Origin of the sequence: Eubacterium barkeri, assembly GCF_900107125.1 — a bacterium.
GTDB classification, from domain to species: Bacteria; Bacillota; Clostridia; order Eubacteriales; family Eubacteriaceae; genus Eubacterium_O; species Eubacterium_O barkeri.
On record NZ_FNOU01000001.1, the window covers coordinates 137,585 to 156,032 of the forward strand.

Here is an 18,448-nt window from a genome sequence, read left to right on the forward strand (position 1 = left end):
GGAGTGTTTTACTTGGGCGATATAACGGTGAAGGGCATCAACCGCAGAATATTTTGCGAGTTTTGCATAAAATGCAAATTATTCTTCAAAAATAAGAAAGCTCAAAAGGGCATGAAATTATTTTAAAATAATAAAAGAACGCTTAATACCAAGGAATAGGATGATTTATTGATTTTTTATAGATTTGGCACAAAAATTGCTTTAATTTATATTACCACTCATGGAGAGAACATTTTATTAGGAGGTAATATCAATGACTAAAGCATATTGGAATCGAATTGAAGCGTTGCGCCAGCAGTATCTGGACACCCGGGTGGATATGGACGTCTACAATGCCAAATACCTGACCGAGGGATTTAAGGCATCCGAGGGACAGCCCTGGATTATTCAGAAAGCAACGGGCTTCAAGCACCAGTGCCTGAAAAAGAATATCTATATCTTAGACAATGAGCTATTGGTGGGTGGGGCCGCCTTTAAGCCCAGGGCTGGCATTTTGTGTGCAGACAGCTCCTGCTCTATCCTGGACCGTGAATTAGATACCATCAGCACCCGGAAGTTTGACCCCTTTTATCTCAGCGAAGAGGGAAAGAAGGTCTTTACCGAAGAGGTATCGGACTATTGGAAGCAAAAGTGTATGTTAGACCGGTGGCGTGCCATGGCACCGGAAAAAATGGAAATCCTCCGGGACTGCGGGATGATCTACATCGACCGAAAGGCAGTTCGGGGCTATGGGGAGACCACTGCGGGCTGGACCACCTTGCTGGCTAAGGGGATTGGTGGCATTAAGAAGGAAGCCGAAGAAAAACTGGCCCAGCTGGATGAATCCCATGTGGGCGATTTGGAAAAAAGCATCTTCCTCAAGGCGGAGATTATCGCGGCCGAAGGCATCATCGCCCTGGCCAATCGCCATGCCGATTTGGCAGAGGCCATGGCCAAAGAATGTACCGACCCGGTCCGAAAGGCTGAGCTTCTCAAAATCGCAGAAATCAATCGACGGGTACCGGAGCATCCGGCCAGGACTTTCTACGAAGCCGTGCAGTCCATGTTGACCTACGAATACGCCATCTATATGGAACAAAATGCCTCCTCTTATAATCTGGGGCGCATTGACCAATATCTCTATCCCTTCTATAAGGCGGATCTGAAAGCCGGGATTCTTGATGATGATGGGGCCCAGGAATTAATGGATTGTCTCTGGATTAAAATTGCAGAACTGTCCCTCTTCCAGGACGAAGTTACGGCTCAATTCGCCGCGGGCTATTGCATCACTGTCCAGGTTACCGCTGGGGGCATCGACCAATACGGCAACGATGCCGTCAACGAGCTGTCCTATAAGGTCATCCAGGCCACCATGGATGTGCGGTTCAAGGAACCCAATATGTCCATTCGCTACAATATCGCCAAGAATCCGGATGCCTTCCTCTATAAAGCGGCCGAAGCACTGCGCATGGGTCTGAGTATGCCAGCGGTATACCACGACGATGCGGGAATCCGGATGCTGCTCAATAAGGGTGTGCCCTTGAGTGAAGCCTGGGACTGGAACCCCTGCGGCTGTGTGGAAACCAACCTGGAAGGCCGGATGAAGCAATACACCGATATGGCCGATATCAACATGGGAGGCATCATCGAAATGGCTCTGAACAATGGGGTCAGCCGCAAGACCGGCCAGCAGGTTTCCGTGGCAACGGGTGATCCCCGGGATTTTAAAACCTTCGAAGAATTCTTTGATGCCGTCAAGGCCCAGATTCGCTATTTCGTCAAGGTGGTGGTTTCCGGCAACCAGCTTCTGGATTATCTGAGCATGAATTACCGTCCTGTCCCGGCCCTGTCTCTGACCTACCCCCACTGCATGGAATCCTACACGGATTACAGCACCGGCGGTGCCAAGTATAACTGTGGCGGTGGGGTCATCACCGTGGGTCAGGCCGATATCATCAATTCCATCGCAGCGGTGAAATACCTGGTCTACGATGAAAAGAAAATCACCATGGATGAACTGTGCCAGGCCCTGGCGGCCAATTTTGAAGGCTATGAAGACATCCAACAGATGTGTATGAATGCCCCGAAATACGGCAACGATGATGAACGGGCCGACTTCTGTGTCGGTGAGGTCTTCACCTATGTTACCGATGAATTTGAAAAATACGACACCAAATTCGGGAAGATGACCACGGGGATGCTGCCCGTCTCCGGCAACACACCCATTGGGGTCTGGGTCGGGGCGTTGCCCTCCGGTCGCTACGCCGGAACCCCCCTCACCGATGGCATCGGCGCCACGGGTGGCACGGATGTCAATGGACCGACGGCATTATTGAAATCCGTGAGCCACATTCCCCACGCGCGCTTCACCCAGGGAACCCAGCTCAATATGAAGCTTGAACCCTCCATTCTGGAAGGGGAAGAAGGCCTGCATAACCTCATGAATATGCTCAAGACCCAGTGTACCCTGGATATCTACCACTCCCAGTTTAACGTGGTGGATAAGAGCATCCTCCTGGACGCCCAGGTGCATCCGGAGAATCATCGGGACCTGCTCATCCGTGTGGCCGGCTACACTGCCTTCTTCGTGGAACTGGGCAAGGAGGTCCAGGACGAAATCATCGGACGGACAGAAATCTCTTCCTGGCAGGGCTGTGGCTGCCGATAAGACGATAGATTGATTAACCAAGGAGCTTCCTTTTACGGAGGCTTCTTTTTTCACAAATGACTTTGCCTGCTATCACGAATCCTATGCCGGAAATCGGACATGGTCCTGGGTCGGTATCATAGAAATTTCTTCTGTGGTAGAGTAGGGAAAGAAAAGAGATAGCACTGCAAAGGAGGCGAAAATGGATAACGGAAATCGTAATTTAACCCAGGGGGCCATTGTAAAGGGGCTGTTTTGGTTCGCCCTGCCATTGCTGGCGAGCAGCCTCATCCAGCAGCTTTACAACACGGTGGACCTCATCTTTGTGGGAAACCTCCTGGGGACAGAGGCCGCCGCTGCCGTAGGATCGACCAGCCTGTTGACCAACTGCATCATTGGCTTTTTTAATGGGCTGGGCGTGGGGGTCGGCGTGGTGGTCGCCCAGTTTTATGGTGGCCGTCGGAACAACGAGGTGAAGGAAACCATCCACACCGCCGCAGGGCTGACCATCTTACTCTCGGTAGTGGTGGTCATTTTGGGGTGGATGGCCTGTCCCATATTTTTGAGATGGATGCAGATCCCCGAGGCAATCATGGGGATGTCCTTAACCTATATCCGCATTTATATGCTCAGCGTCTTTTCCATCGTCAGCTACAATACCAGTGCCGGCGTCCTGCGGGCATTGGGCAATTCGCGGTCGCCCATGCTCTATCAGCTGCTGGGCGGCATCATCAATGTGGCCGCCAACACCCTGTTTATTGCGGTGTTCCCCCTGGGGATTGCCGGTGCCGCCCTGGCCACCCTGCTTTCCCAGAGTGTTGCGGCAATCCTCACCGTTGGGCATCTGTGTCGGTTATCCCAGGACCTTCGGCTGGAATTCCGAAGGATTACCATCAAGCTGGTGCTGGCCCGGCGAATTTTTATCATCGCCATTCCCGAGGCCATCCGATCCATGCTCATCACCCTGGCGAATCTCGTGGTTCAGACCCAGATTAATACCCTGGGGGTGGACAGTATGGCGGCCTATGCGGCATATTGCAAGGCTGAGGGATTCCTCTATCTTCCCCAGTGGGCCATCGGCCAGGCCAACACCGTCATGGTGGGCCAGAATCTGGGGGCCGGCCAGCTGAAACGGGCAGAGAAAAGCACCCGTACCGCCCTGGTCATGGCCATCGGCATCACCTTGGCCATTAGCGGACTCATTCTGATTTTCCCGGAGATGGTTTTCCGGATGTTCTCCAATGATCCCACCATCATCGATCTCAGCGTTAAAATTGCCCAGGTGACCTTCGGGTTCTACTTCCTTTACGCCATCGTAGAGGTGCTCTCCGGGGCCATTCGCGGGGCGGGAAAGAGTACACCGCCCATGGTCGTCTCCTTAATCAATATGTGTGGTGTCCGCCTGATCATCCTGAAGGTGGCGCTGATGTTCGTCCATACCGTCAATGGCATTGCCATCGTCTTCCCCTTGACCTGGGTGACCACCAGCCTTTCCATTGTCCTGTATTATCGTAGCGGCCGCTGGAAGACATCGGGGATGGCAGCAGCTGAAGGTGTGAAGGAGTAAGACAGAAGCACGTTAAAAGGGCGGTGCATGCAATAAAAAGAAGCCGGCAGCGATGGTCTGATATGCCCCTTGTCAAGTAGACAAGTAAAATATCTAAAATTAAGTGTTGATGAATGGCCACACCGTTTCAAGTGTGGTCATTTTTCTATGCACACCATTTTTCTTTATATTTCTCAATTCGTTTGTTCTTAGCTATAGGATATTCTGTTGGTTTATCCGAAGTTAATGCTTCAATCCGTACTTCCAGAGGTGACTTGCACTGATATCTTTCTTTAGTTGCCAGATATTCATATAAGCTTAAACCGTCAAGATACTCTTGAGAAACCATTGCTCTGAACTCTGGCGTGTGTGGTGATTTAGACATGAAAATACCTCCTAAGTAGATTTTGGTTATTTACCTTGTCTACTTAAGAGGTATCATATCAGTCATCACTGCCGGCTTCTTTGTTATTTGGAGTGTGATTAATGTGGTGAAATGTTATTACATGGCCATCCGGTAGATTTCCATGGTGATTTCTTTGGTCAGGGGGACAAAGCTGCCGTGGTTAGGTGCACCGTGGAACATGCTTTCGGTCAGGGCCGGAATATCTTCAAGCTTGCCGCCGATTTCGCTGATGGCGGTTGGCATGCCGATTTCCTTAATGAAGGCCTGGTAACGATCAATGCCTTCAGCTGCGGTTTTTTCCGGGTTCTGGAAGTCCATTTCGCAGCCCCAAACGCGAACCGCGAACTGGGCGAAGCGCAGGACATCTTCCTTCATGGCATAGCGCATCCATGAGGGGAAGAGGATGGCCAGGCCAGCGCCGTGGGAGCAGCCGTAGGTGGTGGACAGCTCATTTTCCATGTGGTGGGTACCCCAATCCTGGGCACGGCCGACACCGGTGATATTGTTATGGGCGATGGTGGCGGCCCACATGATATTAGCACGGGCATCGTAGTCAGTGGGATCTACCATGGCCTTGCGGCCTTCCTTAATCATGGTGAGCATGACGGATTCCAGCATACGGTCGGTGAGTTCCACATTTTCGGTTTTGGAGAAATACCGTTCCATGCAGTGGGCGATGATGTCGGTGATGCCGCTGGCTGTTTGATAGGGGGGCAGGGTGGTGGTCAGCTCAGGATTCATGATGGCGAATTTCGGTCGCAGAATGTCGCCATCGGCACAGCGCTTGAACATGCCATCTTCGTGGGTGACCACGGTATCCGTAGAGGCTTCACTGCCGGATGCCGCCAAGGTAACGATGGTGCCGACAGGCAGGGCTTCCACTACGGCTTTGCCAGTGTAGAAATCCCAGAAGTCGCCAGCATAGGGGACCCCTAATGCAATGGCTTTAGCGGAGTCGATGACGGAGCCGCCGCCGATGGGGAGGACGAAGTCCACCTTTTCCTTCCGGGCCAGTTCGATGCCTTCGTAGACCAGGCCGCTTTTTGGGTTAGCTTCAACGCCGCCCAGCTCCACATATGCAATATCCTGGGCATCCAGAGATGCTTTGACCCGATCCAGCAGACCGGAACGTTTGACGGAGCCGCCGCCGTAATGAAGCAGTACTTTGCTTCCACCATATTTTTTGACGAGTTCACCCGTCTGGTTTTCGGTTTCTTTACCGAAGACGAAATAGGTGGGACTGTAAAATGTAAAATTATCCATGGTAACCTCCTTGAATTGTTGTTGCCAATGTTTGATTTCTGTCTCTATTGTAATAGAAATGCCCAGGGGAGGTTTTGCCGTTCTTCTTTTATATTTTGCCGAATCTCGCTTCTGAGAAATGCCCTATCGATAGCGGTATGCCGACACATCAATCCCGTATCGTTTTATGCGATACTGGAGATTCTGCCGACTCATGTTCAGCTCCTGGGCTGCCCGGGAGACATTTCCCCGGTGGGCTTCCAGCACCTGGCACAGGGTCGACCGCTCGATATCCTGGAGCTTGCCGGTGAGGGAAGGGAGGACGGCCTCCGCGGTAGGGTCCTCTGTGATGAGGGGCAAATCCGTCCGGGGATGAAGGCTCTGGGGGATGAATTCTGACGTCAACAGGGCTTGGTGCTCGGGTAGGAGTATCATGGCGTGTTCAATGGCATGCTGGAGCTCCCGGACGTTGCCGGGCCAGGAGTAGTCATGGAACAATGTCTGGGTCTGGACATCGATATTGCGCACGCTGGCGGAGAGCTTCCGGTTGCAGGACATGATGAAATGCTTGGTTAGTAGGTCGATATCCTCGGTCCGCTCCCGCAGAGGGGGGATAGTAATGTTAATGACCCCCAGGCGGTAGAATAGATCCTGGCGCAGGCGGTTTTGGGCGATGGCCTCCAGGGGTGGGACATTGATACAGGAAATCACCCGGACATCGACCTTAATCTCGGTGGGGCTGCCCACCCGCCGGATCATACCGTCCTGGAGGACGCGCAGCAGCTTGGCCTGGAGGGTGATATCCATGGAGTTGATTTCATCCAGGAGCAGGGTGCCATGGTCGGCCTGTTCGAAAAGGCCGGCCCGATTCTCGGCCCCCGTGTATGCCCCCTTGACAGCTCCAAAGAGCAGGCTTTCCAGGAGGTTCTCTGGCAGAGCGGCGCAGTTAATGGCGAGAAAGGGGCCATCGGAGCGGGTGCTGGCGTTGTGGATGCTTTGGGCGAAAAGCTCTTTGCCCGTCCCGGTTTCGCCGTAAATCATCACGGAGAAATCGGTTTTGGACACCTGCATGCATTGGGAGATGGTCTGCTGCATCGTCGGACTGCTGTAAATGATATCGGCAAAGGTATATTTCGGGGTCAGGCCACTCTTGCGCTTTGATTTACCCGAGGCACCTTCCTTGACGAGCTTATCCTGGAGATCCATAACCTGACGATGGAGGTCGGTGACGTGGCTCCAATCCTGGACGATGTTGAAGGCACCCAGGATCTGGTCGTCGACGATGACCGGGTGGGCGCTGGCGATGGTATCCACCTGCTTGCCGAATCGCGTGGCGTAGCGATGGCGTTTATTAAGGAGGGCTTTCTGATTTTCCATGGCCTTGGGCAGCAGGCAGCCCTCGTGATCGTTTAACCGGTAGACATCCTCCACATTTTCACCCAATACCCGCTCCGCCACGAAGGAGTCCAGTTGCACCGCCGGATCATTCAGAAAGCTCAGACGGCTTTGCGCATCGCACATGACGATGCCCTCTTCGATTTGCTGGATGGCGCTTTCGAGCATTGCTAAACGATAGCTTTCTGAGGCATCCCGGAAGACAATCAGGGATGTACCATGGGGAAGCTCTGCGGGTGGCGTCACAGGACAGATCTTGATATAGATGCCAAAGGCAGGATTGATGTATTGCCCTGTGGTGGCCGTATCCTGTAAGTCCCGGGCCCAGGGCGGCAAGGCATCGCCCACCTGACAATCCGTGTGGCTCAAAAGGTCAGAGGCCACCTGATTCATGGCCAGCAGATGGCTGCCGGAGCCGATGATCAAGGCGCCCAGACCACATTGGGAAAGAAATTGCAAAATGCTATTGTTATGTATGTCCATTCATGATACCCCCGTTGTTATGAATGAAATTTCAAAAAAGAACGGGATCCATTGCTGTCAGTACATGCCGATCCCGTCCTTTTTTATAATTGATTTTCGTGCCATCATTATAGCACATCTATACTGTAAAACAGAAGAAAAGCTTGGGTAATCTTTAAAAAATCAGTGCAGGCATGGTGCCAGGCACAATGCCTAGGCCTGATCCGCGGCCTTAATACCGGCGATGATCTTGGCCAGCTCTTTTTTACCCTGGATATTTCCCTGGCGGGCAATCATGATGCGTTGTGCCTGGGGTGAACCCGCGCCATGCATGGATTCTGTACGGTAGCCCACGGCTGCGGCACCGAGGCAGAGGTTTTCTAAAAGGCGCAGGACCTTCTGACGGTCCTCCGTGGGGACATCGGCATGGGCGGCGAAGTACTTGTTGCAGATTTCACCGATGGTTTCGCCGTTGCGCCCGGCTATGGTCGCGGATTTAAAATCCTTTTCTGAGGGCATGGTGACCATGAGTCCGCCGGCAATATCCTCAGCCAGACGAACAATCTCATAGGGGAAGCGGGTGACATTCTGCTTGCAGACATTGGCTAACAGAAGGTTGATCTGGTAGTTGCCGGCCTTGGTGGCACAGCCCTCGCAGGAGCAGGCAATCCCGCAGGAGAAGAGGGTTTCGTTGAGGTGGGTCATTTCGATGAGCTTGTCCTTGACATGGGAAGCGCGTTCAACGCCGTTGTACTCCGCGGCCAGGGCAGCAGCACCGATGACCACATCGCCAACACCCACCTTACAGCCGCCGTAGCTCTGGCGGTGGTAGCCGGCGAAGCGTTCCACCATCATGCCGGAGAAATCACATTCGCCATCCATGAAGATGTATTGATTGGGGATGAAGACATCGTCCAGAACAACCAGGGCTTCCTGACCGCCGAATTGGGGGTTGCCAATGTCGATGCAGCCCTCTTCCATCTTACGGGTGTCGCAGGACTGACGGCCATAGACCATATATACGCCTTCTGCATCGCTGGGGCAGGCGAAGGAGACGGCGTAATCGGCGTCCTTATCTCGCATGGCGATGGTGGGCATCATGAGATGCCAATGGGAGTTGATGGAGCCGGTCTGGTGGACCTTAGCACCCCGGACGACGATACCGTCATCCCGGCGCTCGACCACATGGACGAACATATCGGGATCATCCTGTTCGTGGGGGGCTTTGCTGCGATCGCCCTTGGGGTCGGTCATGGCGCCATCCACTACGAGGTCCTCTTCCTGGACCATTTTCAGGAATTCGATAAAATTGTCATGGTAGTGTGTGCCGTGCTTTTCGTCGATTTCGTAGGTGGTGGAGAACACGGCGTTAAAGGAGTCCATCCCCACACAGCGCTGAAAGCAGGAGGCCGTCTTTTGGCCCAGCAGACGCTGCATCTTTACCTTGCGGATCAGGTCATCGGTGGATTGGTGCAGGTGGTTGAAGCGGTTAATAGTTTTTCCAGTGAGGCTGGATGTGGCGGTCATTAAATCCGTGTATTCCGGATCATGGGCCAGGTCGTAGGTCATCATCAGGCTGTTGATGGAGGGGCGCACCAAGGGGTGATCCACCCAATCCACGATACGTTCACCAAACATGTAAACCCGGGTATCCAATTTGCGTAAGCTATCTAAGTATTCTTGTCCAGTCATTAATGCCATAATAGAACCTCCTCGTTCATTTGAATTGATCTATAGCAGATTATCGATACAAGCATCGATACAAAAGGGCAGTTCCGGCAGGTAGGGGGATATCGCCTGCCGGAATGCAGGAATTTTAGTTATTCTTTTCGGCCAGGGTCAGGTAGCTCTGGTAGCGTTCCAGGGCATCGCGTTCCGCCTTGTCATACAGCTCCTGGGCTTTATCCGGGAAGGCCAGCTTCAGGGAAGCGTAGCGGTTTTCTCCCATGAGGAATTCCTGGAAGTCCCCGGTGGGTGCTTTGGAATCCAGAATGAAGGGGTTCTTCCCATCCTTTTTCAGCTCCGGATTAAAGCGGTAGAGGTGCCAATAGCCGGCTTCTACGGCCTTCTTTTCCTCGGTGATGCTCTGACCCATGCTGGCCTTCATGTGATGCTCGATGCAGGGGCAGTAGCAGATGACCAGGGAAGGACCGTCGTAGGCTTCGGCTTCCCGGATGGCCTGGAGGGTTTGGGCGGGGCTGGCACCCAGGGCAACCTGGGCCACATAGACATAGCCGTAGCTCATGGCCATCATCCCCAGGTCCTTCTTTTTCGTTTCCTTGCCGCCGGCGGCGAATTTTGCGATGGCGCTGGCTGCAGTGGATTTAGAGGCTTGCCCGCCGGTGTTGGAATACACCTCGGTGTCCAGAACCAGGACGTTGATATCCTTGCCGGAGGCCAGGACATGGTCCAGTCCGCCGTAGCCGATATCGTAGGCCCAGCCGTCACCACCGAAGGCCCATACACTTTTCTTGGTGAGGTACTCGCTGTTATCCCGGATGAATTGAGCCGTTTCACCATCATCCGCTGCAATGGCACAGAGAAGGGCATCGCTGACCTGGCGGGAGACGGTGGGATCCTGTCCCTTTTCCAGATAATCCTGGCAGGCCTCTACGGCTATGCCGGATTCTAATAAGGTGTTCACCTTATCCTTCAGCTGCTTTTTAATGACCTCCTGGCCCAGCAGGTACCCATAGGCGTATTCCGCATTGTCTTCGAAGAGCGACATGGCCCAGGCCGGACCGCAGCCCTTCTTATCCACGCAGTAGGGCGAGGAGGGGGTGGAACCACCATAAGCGGAAGAACAGCCGGAGGCATTGGTGATGTACATACGGTCCCCGAAGAGCTGGGTCACCAGTTTGATATAGGGGGTTTCACCACAGCCGGCACAGGCACCGGAGAATTCGAAATACGGCTTGGCGAATTGGGAGTTCTTAATGCTCTTGCTGCTGACGGCATCCTTCTTAATGGTGACTTCTTCCACGGCGAAGGTCCAATTGGCGGCTTCGTCCAGCTGGCTGGCCAGGGGCTGCATCACCAGGGACTTGACCTTTGAGGGGCAGACATTGACACAGCTGCCGCAGCCCGTACAATCGTAGGGAGAGACCTGCATCCGGAAGCGATAGCCTTCCAGACCCTTGCCTTTCGCCGGGATGGTTGCAAAGCCCGCGGGTGCCTTTGCTGCTTCTGTCGCATCCACCAGGATGGGACGGATGGCGGCGTGGGGACAGACCAGGGCGCATTGGTTGCACTGGATACACTGGTCCATATCCCAGGCAGGCACCTCCACCGCTGCCCCGCGTTTTTCGTATTTAGAGGTGGCGGCGGGCCAGGTTCCATCCTCCAGACCGTATTTAGTCATCTGAGCCACTGTGAGGACATCGCCCTCCTGGCGGTTCATGGGTTCGACGATTTCCTTAATGAAGGCCGGCACGTTTTTCTCCACCGGAGCGTCTTCTGCGGTCAGCCAGCTTTCAGGGATGTCCACGGCATGCAGCTCGTTAATCCCATAATCGATGGAGGCATTATTGAGATCCACCACCTTCTGGCCCTTCTTCTTAAAGTAGGATTTGTAGATGGCATCCTTCATTTCAGCCACGGCCTGATCGATGGGGATCACACCCGAAAGCTTGAAGAAGGAGGCTTGAAGGATGGTATTGGTGCGATTGCCCAGACCTAAGCTGCGGGCGATACTGATGGCATCAATGGTGTAGAGCTTCGCCTTCTTCTGTGCCAGGGCCCGTTTCATGGATGCCGGAAGATTCGCTTCCAGTCCTTCGGTATCCCAGCCACAGTTGAGGAGGAAGGTTCCGCCGTCCTTCAGGTTTTTCACCATATCGTATTTATCCACATAGGAGGGATTGTGGCAGGCCACGAAATCTGCCGCCTGAATGAGGTAGGGTGAGCGGATGGGGTTTTCCCCAAAACGCAGGTGAGATTGGGTCAGACCGCCGGATTTCTTAGAATCGTAGACGAAATAAGCCTGACAGTATAAATCCGTGGAGTGACCGATAATCTTAATGGAATTCTTATTGGCCCCCACGGTGCCGTCAGAGCCCATACCCCAGAATTCCGCGCTTTTTTCGCCAGCCGGCGTGGTGTTGATTTCTTCCAGCATGGGCAGCGAGGTGAAGGTGACATCATCCACGATACCGATGGTGAAATTATTCTTGGGCTTTTCCGCCTTCAGGTTTTCAAAGACCGCGACAAACTGGGCCGGTGTCGTATCCTTGGAGCTTAAGCCGTAGCGGCCGCCGACGATGGTCATGGGTAATTCCCGTTCTTTATAAATGGCGCAGATGTCCTGATAAAGGGGTTCGCCCATGGCACCCGGTTCCTTGGTGCGGTCCAGCACCGCCATCGTGGTGACTGTGGCGGGGATGGCCGAAAGGAAATAATCTGCGGCAAAGGGACGGTAGAGGTGGACGTTAATCATCCCCACCTTTTCCCCTTGTGCGGTGAGGTAGTCGATGGTTTCTTTGGCCGTTTCTGCCCCGGAACCCATGAGAATGATGAGACGCTCTGCGTCAGGGGCACCGTAGTAATTGTACAGGTGGTAATCCCGGCCGGTGAGGGTATTGATTTCTTTCATATAATGTTCAATGGCTTCCGGCAGCTGGTCGAAGCGGGTATTCAGGGCCTCTCTGCACTGGAAGAAGATGTCCGGATTGACGGTGGTGCCCCGGGTGGCGGGATGCTCAGGATTCAGGGCGTTCCGGCGGAAAGCCTTGAGGGCATCCAGATCTACCAAGGGACGCAGGTCTTCATAATCCAGGGCGTCAATCTTCTGAATTTCATGGGAGGTCCGGAAGCCATCGAAGAAGTGGAGGATGGGCATCCGGCAATGAATGGCGGCCAGATGGGAAACAGCCCCCAAATCCATGACCTCCTGGGGTGATGCCGAGGCGAGTAAGCCGAAGCCCGTGCTTCTGACCCCCATGACATCCGAATGGTCCCCGAAGATGGACAGCGCATGGACCGACAGGGTTCTGGCGGAAACATGGAAGACCCCGGGAAGCATTTCCCCGGCGATTTTATACATGTTGGGGATCATGAGAAGCAGCCCCTGGGATGCGGTATAGGTAGTGGTCAGCGCCCCACATTGTAAGGAGCCATGGACCGTACCGGCAGCGCCGCCTTCGGATTGCATTTCCACAACCTCCACCGGCTGGCCGAATAAATTCTTCTTACCATTGGCCGCCCATTCATCCACATACTCCGCCATGGGGGAAGATGGGGTGATGGGGAAAATACCGGCGACCTCCGTAAACGCGTATGACACATACGCAGCAGCCTGGTTCCCATCCATTAAAGCGATATTCTTGGACACGACAGATTACCTCCTCTGATTTCAAATAATAATAGTTAAGCTTGCATTCAATGCTATATTGCATGCATCATTTATAGATTACACACAATATATATCAATAGCTCTACTCTGTCAATCAATGTGTTCAAAATGCAAAATACACCTGAAAAATCGCAAAGTGCATAAAAAACATTTGAACTGTCATCATAACTGGTGTATACTAACAGGCACAACCAAGAATCAACACATCATCCTGATTTGAGAAAGAGAGGTGTGGATTATGAGCTCTCAATCGGCCATTGCTTTTCGAAAAATAAAAGATATGATCTTCCATATGGAGCTGCTCCCGGGGCGCCGGATTTCCGAACCACAGATTTCGGCCAAGCTGTCCATCAGTCGGACACCCATCCACGATGCCCTGCGTCAGCTGGCATCGGAGGGACTGGTGACCATTGGACCAAACCGCGGCGCAGTGGTTACCGAATTCACCGATGAACAGATCCAGGAAATCGGGACAATCCGACTTTCCCAGGATATCCTATCGGCCAAACTGGCCGCCTACTACGGCAGTGCTGCGGATTTTGAACAGCTTAACCGGTTGGCGGAGGACTGTGAGGCTGCTGCGGGAAAGGGGGACATCTATCATCGCATTACTGCGGATAATGCCTTCCATTTGGAGATTGCCCGTATTTCCGGTAATGCCCAGCTCCATAAGCAACAGTACGCCTTGTATCAGCAGATTCATCTGATACAGATTTCTAAGTACACCGATATCGAGGATAGCCTGGTCCAGATTTATCATCATCAGCCAATCATCCAGGCGATTCGGATGGGAGACCTCACACAGGCCAGTCAGCTCATCTGCACCCATGTGAAGGATTTTTACCATATCGATCCGTATTTGATGAAATGCTATGGTTATACCGAAGCGGATGTCCCGCTTGTGACGATGGCGCAATAATTTGCTAAATGGAGAAAATACCATTGAAAAATCTAAAAACAGCTTCAACCAAGCCAGAGAAACGGCTGACCAAGCGACAGCTTCAGGCTCTGGAGACCAAGGATAAAATTTACAATGCTGCGGTGGCCATTATCAATGAGCGTGGCTTCAATAACGTCAGCATCGAGGATATCACCTCATCCGCCAATGTGGCCAAGGGCAGCTTCTATACCTACTTTGAATCCAAGGAAGCCTTAGTCTTCTATACCTTCAAACAATCGGATCAGGTCTACGAGGCCGCCTACAATCAGGTCAAAGAAGAAGCCTTCCCGGAGATGGTCATCGACTTTGCACGCATTTCCTACACCGAGTATGAAAAACGGGGGAAGGGGATTATCAAGGCCATGGTCTCCAATTACTTCACCTTCCCGGATTATAACTTTTACGGGGAGGACCGGGATCTTTTGAAGTGCCTGACCCTCATCGTCACGCGCGGGCAGGAACAGGGGGTCCTGGATGCCGGAAAGCCAGCCGCCTATTTCGTCCATCTTCTCCTGTCCACTCTCATTGGCGTGGAGGTGCTCTGGTGTATCGATGACCAGGGCGGCAGCCTTGCGGATATGATTGCAGATGGGATTCGGAATACCGCAATGGGCATGATGCAAAGCAAATCGCCTGCTGACCAGTAATAGCGCTGGCCAGCTTTTTTTATTTTTTGGAGAAATCTATTCGTTATGAGAGGCCAGGGCGGTGGCAGATGCCGGCGCTGGGGTCGTACTGCGGGATCTGAGGGCGTCGAAGGCGAAGGCCAGGGTTAAACCGAGCAGTCCGGTCAGGAGCTTTCCAATCATGAGGGGAATGGCGATGGGGGGATAATACTGCATGGAAAAGGCCAGAAAATCGCCAGCGGCAAAGCAGGCCGGTGTGAGGAAGGCGACATTGAGCATACAGCCCTTCTCATCCAGGGCATCGCTGTCCAGCATGACGGGAATGGGATTAGCCGCACAGATGATCAGCCCCATCATGGAGGTGGTATTGATTTGGAGACGGCTGGCCAGGATACCCAAAGGCTTTTTTAAAAGCCGGCGCATGAGCGCCATAAAGGGCAGAATGCCCGCCAGGAAGACACCAATGTGACAGATCACAGGAAAAATCTCAGATAAAGGGGTCAGGCCCGGGAGAATCGTGAAATTCAGGAACTCCTGGACCACAGAGATGGAGAAGCCACCCAAAGCAATGAAGCGGATAAAAAAGGAAAATCCTTTGAAGACGGAGAGGATACGATTGCCACATACCTTAAAGAGTACGAGCAGCAACAAGGAGATGGCCAGCACGGGCCAGGTATTGGCCAGGATAATCGAAACCGGGATGCCCGCCAGCAGGCCCGTAATCACACAGCCAACCGGAAGGGTCAGAAAACCAATCAAGAGTCCCTGAACCGCAAAAACCTGACGGCTGCCCCGGGTATTTTCTAAGACCAAAGGGATGGTAATCATGACGTTAATGCCGAGAAAGGCACCGACCACCATGCCATTATACAATCCCGCAGTGGCATCGGAAGCCATGGCAGCACCTAAAACAGCACCGCCACTATCGCAGGAGAGCAGCATTCCGGCAAAGAGCGATGGGTCACAGCCGATTCCTTTAAAGAAGGGACCAACGACGGGGGCCAAAGCATTATTGAGCCAGGGTGCCAGCGCAATAAAGCCCGTCATTAAAAAAAGCAGCTCCACAATGGCGTCCAGACCTTCACGAAAGGCCTTTCCCAGACCAAAGCGATTATTAAGAAGGTAATCAATGGCACCTAAGCAGAAAAAAACAGCAGCAATTGCATTCATACATGTCCTCCTGAGAATGGATTTTAATCATTGGTTAACGTGAGTTTGACCGATGGGATGCAGGCTCAATCTTAGCTCAGGACACCCTGTAAATCAAGGAAACAAGCCATTTATACGATGTTCGGCGAAAAGAGTATGAGAAAAAGCAAAGTCGAAATTTTTTTTAAAATTATGCTTTACAAATGGGCGATGACCCGATATAATGAACGCAAGTCAGTGGTCAAGAGTCAATGACTTAAAACCAAAGTAGACTCATTCATTCACTGGTTCAGATGGACCAGTCATCAAAAATCCCTAAGGAGGACAAACAAATGGACATGAGTTATTTAAAGGATATGCCGATCGCAATCCTGGGCTGTGGTGGCGTTGGTAAAACAATGGCTGGCGACTGCGCCTTAGCAGGTTCCAAGGTACGGATCTGGGAACAGGAAGCCTTTAAAAAGAATTTCAACAATATCGAACGCACAGGTATTAAGCTGACGGGCAACCAATTCAGCTACTATGGATTCGAACGTCGGGGGACCGGTTTTGTCGAGCTGGCAACCACCAACATGGCAGAAGCCGTTAAGGGTGCCGGGATTATCGTCGTCGGAACTGTGGCCATGGCTCACGAACCCATTTTCCGGGAATTGATTCCCCTGCTGGAAGATGGCCAGGTCATCCACATCCTGCCGGACAACTGTGGGACCTTCGTCTTTAGAAAACTCATGCGTGAACTGGGCTGCACCACCAAAGTCATCGTCGGCGCATGGTACACCGCTCCCTACGGCGTGCGCATCGTCAACCGCGGTGGTGTCGTCACCAATGAATGCAAGGTCGAAGACCGCATCACCACCATTCGTGGGGCTGCTTTACCTCACTGCGATACACCGGACTTCATCGAGTCGGCCAACTATATCCCGGCATTGGATGCCATCCGCACCGGCGATGGATTCGTGACTGGGAATACCGTCATTGACGTCAATCTGTCCAATGTCAACCCCGTCATCCATGTCCCTGGAACAGTCTTGGGTGCTGCCGTTATGCAGAACTTTGATACCGTCCTGGGTCAGGATAAGAAAAACTACTCTTTATATGGATTTGCACTCTGCCCAGCTATCGCAGAGGTTCAGGCTGTCTTCTGGGAAGAAGAAAAAGCGCTGGCTAAGGCTATGAATGTGGATGTCTGTACCGTGAACTATGAAGATTTCTTCTCCCGTACCACCATGTACGGCAAGGAATACATGGGCCCGGATTTCGCAGTTCCTTTCACAGAAAAATATGAAAACTTCTACGGCGATGGTCCCTTCGATTTGGAAAACCGCTATATCACAGAGGATGTGCCAGTAGGATGCTTCCTTATCCAGCAGTTGGGTAAGAAATATGGCGTACCCACACCGACGGTTGATTCCATGGTATACCTGGCTAATATTATGATTAAACGTGACCTTATTGCAGAAAGCAAGTATACTCTGGATTATCTGGATATTGATCACATGAGTGATGAAGAGCTGCAGAAATACGTTCGTGAAGGTGTTTACACCGCAAAATAATAAATATATTGGAGTGGATGGGCTCCAATATTAATAAGACGCATTTCTCCGGATGGTTTTCTCCGAAACCAACCATAAGGGAAATGCGTCTTTCATTAAGTGCAGAATACTTTGCAAAAACCCATGGAAATCGCAAAAAATATTTGCACTTCTATCCTTATTATTTGCACTTTGTTTGCATCCAAACCCGTGACGATTCTATAAAAACGTGCATGAATAGGCTATCGCTGTGGGTGTAGAGGAAAATAAATTGGTAGCGGAAGGACTGGCACGATACTTGCTATTATTATTGTGTAAAGCTTAGTAGATCGAAGAAGGGGAATAATGCAGATGAAGATCGATTATGAAGGGAAAGAAAAACAGGGATTGGTGCTGCGAATCGAGCGGAGCTCAATCTATGATGGCGAGGGCTTTCGGACAGTGGTCTTTTTAAAGGGATGTTATCTGAATTGCTGGTGGTGCTCCACCCCGGAAAGCCAGCGCTTTAAAATCGAAGAGACAGAATCGACGGTTTATGGACGAATCATGACGGTAGAGGAGGTCCTAAAGGAGGTGCGGAAGGACAGCCCCTTCTATTTCCACTCTGGTGGTGGCCTGACCGTATCGGGAGGAGAGCTACTGGCCCAGCCGGAGTTCTCCCAATTGCTTCTGAAACAGGCACGTCGAGAAGGAATCGATACGGCCATTGAGACGTCCTTTTATGCGAAGTGGCCAACGGTTAAAAGTATCCTATCCCATGTGAACACGGCATTTGTGGATTTGAAGTTTTACTCGGAGGATCGCCATCAGAAATATTGTGGGGTCAGTAATGCACTGATTCTTGAAAACCTGTTGGCCACCAACGATTATGCAGAAAAACTCCGTCTGATTGTGCGAATCCCCATTATTCCAGGAGTGAATGATGATGAGAAGGAGCTAAGGCGAATGGGAGAATTCTGCCGTGGCCTTCAGCATCTTTCGTATTTGCAGCTGCTGCCCTATCACCGACTGGGCAATGATACCTACCGGAAATTGGGCATCCCCTACAAACTGGAAGGGACATTGCCCCCGGATAAAGACCGGATGACAGAGATTCGAAAAATGATGGAAGAATATGTACCTACCGTTTTATGATGGCTATCCGTTTGCAGATTAAAACGAAATAATGAAAGGA

The 18,448-nt window shown here is 52.1% G+C and carries 12 protein-coding genes; 6 read left to right on the forward strand and 6 right to left on the reverse strand.

Features of this window, described 5'->3' with window-relative positions:
* The first annotated feature begins 253 nt into the window (after positions 1–253).
* Entirely contained in the window at positions 254–2,647 is a 2,394-nt protein-coding gene (locus BLU30_RS00545) for a glycyl radical protein (protein ID WP_090242347.1), read from the forward strand.
* A 181-nt stretch (positions 2,648–2,828) separates the two neighbouring features.
* Positions 2,829–4,193: an MATE family efflux transporter gene (locus tag BLU30_RS00550; RefSeq protein ID WP_090242349.1), complete on the forward strand. Its 1,365-nt coding sequence runs from the start codon at positions 2,829–2,831 to the stop codon at positions 4,191–4,193.
* A gap of 145 nt (positions 4,194–4,338) precedes the next feature.
* On the opposite strand, the gene BLU30_RS14430 is transcribed toward BLU30_RS00550, so the two are convergent.
* The 5 genes from BLU30_RS14430 to nifJ all read right to left on the reverse strand — a co-directional run bounded on the left by BLU30_RS14430 (position 4,339) and on the right by nifJ (position 12,985).
* Positions 4,339–4,557: a hypothetical protein gene (locus BLU30_RS14430; RefSeq protein ID WP_090242351.1), complete on the reverse strand. Its 219-nt coding sequence runs from the start codon at positions 4,555–4,557 to the stop codon at positions 4,339–4,341.
* Positions 4,558–4,674: 117 nt separating this feature from the next.
* Positions 4,675–5,841, reverse strand: a complete 1,167-nt coding sequence (locus BLU30_RS00560) for an iron-containing alcohol dehydrogenase (protein ID WP_090242353.1) — start codon at positions 5,839–5,841, stop codon at positions 4,675–4,677.
* 123 nt (positions 5,842–5,964) lie between these two features.
* Positions 5,965–7,698: a sigma-54 interaction domain-containing protein gene (locus BLU30_RS00565; RefSeq protein ID WP_090242355.1), complete on the reverse strand. Its 1,734-nt coding sequence runs from the start codon at positions 7,696–7,698 to the stop codon at positions 5,965–5,967.
* 192 nt (positions 7,699–7,890) lie between these two features.
* Positions 7,891–9,378: a 4-hydroxyphenylacetate 3-hydroxylase family protein gene (locus BLU30_RS00570; protein ID WP_090242356.1), complete on the reverse strand. Its 1,488-nt coding sequence runs from the start codon at positions 9,376–9,378 to the stop codon at positions 7,891–7,893.
* A gap of 115 nt (positions 9,379–9,493) precedes the next feature.
* Positions 9,494–12,985 carry a pyruvate:ferredoxin (flavodoxin) oxidoreductase gene (nifJ, locus tag BLU30_RS00575; protein ID WP_207647979.1) on the reverse strand — a complete coding sequence of 1,164 codons (3,492 nt, stop codon included), beginning with the start codon at positions 12,983–12,985 and terminating at the stop codon, positions 9,494–9,496.
* Between the two features lie 280 nt (positions 12,986–13,265).
* Here nifJ and BLU30_RS00580 point away from each other — a divergent pair, with 280 nt between their 5' ends.
* Positions 13,266–13,946: a GntR family transcriptional regulator gene (locus BLU30_RS00580; RefSeq protein WP_090242359.1), complete on the forward strand. Its 681-nt coding sequence runs from the start codon at positions 13,266–13,268 to the stop codon at positions 13,944–13,946.
* A 23-nt stretch (positions 13,947–13,969) separates the two neighbouring features.
* On the forward strand, positions 13,970–14,614 hold the full coding sequence (locus tag BLU30_RS00585) for a TetR/AcrR family transcriptional regulator (protein WP_176770770.1): 645 nt from the start codon (positions 13,970–13,972) through the stop codon (positions 14,612–14,614).
* 36 nt (positions 14,615–14,650) lie between these two features.
* On the opposite strand, the gene eutH is transcribed toward BLU30_RS00585, so the two are convergent.
* On the reverse strand, positions 14,651–15,763 hold the full coding sequence (gene eutH, locus BLU30_RS00590) for an ethanolamine utilization protein EutH (protein ID WP_090242363.1): 1,113 nt from the start codon (positions 15,761–15,763) through the stop codon (positions 14,651–14,653).
* A 311-nt stretch (positions 15,764–16,074) separates the two neighbouring features.
* Between eutH and BLU30_RS00595 the strand changes: the two genes are divergently transcribed.
* A complete protein-coding gene (locus BLU30_RS00595) occupies positions 16,075–17,295 on the forward strand; it encodes an NAD/NADP octopine/nopaline dehydrogenase family protein (RefSeq protein WP_090242365.1) in 1,221 nt (406 codons plus the stop codon).
* Positions 17,296–17,619: 324 nt separating this feature from the next.
* Positions 17,620–18,408: a glycyl-radical enzyme activating protein gene (locus tag BLU30_RS00600; protein ID WP_242873462.1), complete on the forward strand. Its 789-nt coding sequence runs from the start codon at positions 17,620–17,622 to the stop codon at positions 18,406–18,408.
* The last annotated feature ends 40 nt before the right edge of the window (positions 18,409–18,448 follow it).

Bases quoted from the DNA above. Each gene is read 5' to 3' on its own strand.
- BLU30_RS00545 (WP_090242347.1), top strand. From the start codon at position 254: ATGACTAAAGCATATTGGAATCGAATTGAAGCGTTGCGCCAGCAGTAT.
- BLU30_RS00550 (WP_090242349.1), top strand. From the start codon at position 2,829: ATGGATAACGGAAATCGTAATTTAACCCAGGGGGCCATTGTAAAGGGG.
- BLU30_RS14430 (WP_090242351.1), bottom strand. From the start codon at position 4,557: ATGTCTAAATCACCACACACGCCAGAGTTCAGAGCAATGGTTTCTCAA.
- BLU30_RS00560 (WP_090242353.1), bottom strand. From the start codon at position 5,841: ATGGATAATTTTACATTTTACAGTCCCACCTATTTCGTCTTCGGTAAA.
- BLU30_RS00565 (WP_090242355.1), bottom strand. From the start codon at position 7,698: ATGGACATACATAACAATAGCATTTTGCAATTTCTTTCCCAATGTGGT.
- BLU30_RS00570 (WP_090242356.1), bottom strand. From the start codon at position 9,378: ATGGCATTAATGACTGGACAAGAATACTTAGATAGCTTACGCAAATTG.
- nifJ (WP_207647979.1), bottom strand. From the start codon at position 12,985: ATGGATGGGAACCAGGCTGCTGCGTATGTGTCATACGCGTTTACGGAG.
- BLU30_RS00580 (WP_090242359.1), top strand. From the start codon at position 13,266: ATGAGCTCTCAATCGGCCATTGCTTTTCGAAAAATAAAAGATATGATC.
- eutH (WP_090242363.1), bottom strand. From the start codon at position 15,763: ATGAATGCAATTGCTGCTGTTTTTTTCTGCTTAGGTGCCATTGATTAC.
- BLU30_RS00595 (WP_090242365.1), top strand. From the start codon at position 16,075: ATGGACATGAGTTATTTAAAGGATATGCCGATCGCAATCCTGGGCTGT.
- BLU30_RS00600 (WP_242873462.1), top strand. From the start codon at position 17,620: ATGCAGATGAAGATCGATTATGAAGGGAAAGAAAAACAGGGATTGGTG.